The following is a 496-nucleotide window of genomic DNA, read 5'->3' as shown; positions in this document are numbered from 1 at the left end:
ACGTGCAGAAACTTGGGCAGCAGTGTGGGATGTGTAAAGGGCACCCAGCGGGCAGAGGATGGGTGCGCGAAATAGATAGGACGCAGAAAAAGGAGACGAGATGACCGCTGATCGCGCTTATGCCCAATATGACATCGAAAAGAAATCCCTGGTGGTGGCCTACGTGCTCTGGGCGTTCCTGGGATATGTGGGGGCGCACCGGTTTTATCTTGGCAGGCCGCTGAGCGGGATGTTCATGCTGATGCTGTACAGCATCAGCATGAACATCCCGCTCAGCGGCCTGCCAAGATAAAACCGGTGCGCCCCCACATATCCCAGGAACGCCCAGAGCACGTAGGCCACCACCAGGGATTTCTTTTCGATGTCATATTGGGCATAAGCGCGATCAGCGGTCATCTCGTCTCCTTTTTCTGCGTCCTATCTATTTCGCGCACCCATCCTCTGCCCGCTGGGTGCCCTTTACACATCCCACACTGCTGCCCAAGTTTCTGCACGT

At 56.0% G+C, this 496-nt stretch carries 2 protein-coding genes; one reads left to right on the top strand and one right to left on the bottom strand.

Features of this window, described 5'->3' with window-relative positions; genetic code table 11:
* Window positions 1-100: 100 nt before the first annotated feature.
* Complete coding sequence (locus VE26_RS16795) at window positions 101-292, top strand: TM2 domain-containing protein (RefSeq protein WP_046106503.1); 192 nt, start codon at window positions 101-103, stop codon at window positions 290-292.
* Here VE26_RS16795 and VE26_RS17575 read toward each other — a convergent pair.
* A complete protein-coding gene (locus tag VE26_RS17575) occupies window positions 205-396 on the bottom strand; it encodes a TM2 domain-containing protein (RefSeq protein ID WP_046106503.1) in 192 nt (63 codons plus the stop codon). The two genes, VE26_RS16795 and VE26_RS17575, sit on opposite strands and share 88 nt — an antisense overlap.
* Between the last annotated feature and the right edge of the window lie 100 nt (window positions 397-496).

The organism is Devosia chinhatensis, from assembly GCF_000969445.1.
Classification (GTDB): Bacteria; Pseudomonadota; Alphaproteobacteria; order Rhizobiales; family Devosiaceae; genus Devosia; species Devosia chinhatensis.
Note: the sequence above shows the minus strand (reverse complement) of the source record. Positions and strands in the feature narration are given on the sequence as shown.

Excerpts from the sequence above, each read along its gene's own strand:
- VE26_RS16795 (WP_046106503.1), top strand. The coding sequence starts at position 101 with ATGACCGCTGATCGCGCTTATGCCCAATATGACATCGAAAAGAAATCC.
- VE26_RS17575 (WP_046106503.1), bottom strand. The coding sequence starts at position 396 with ATGACCGCTGATCGCGCTTATGCCCAATATGACATCGAAAAGAAATCC.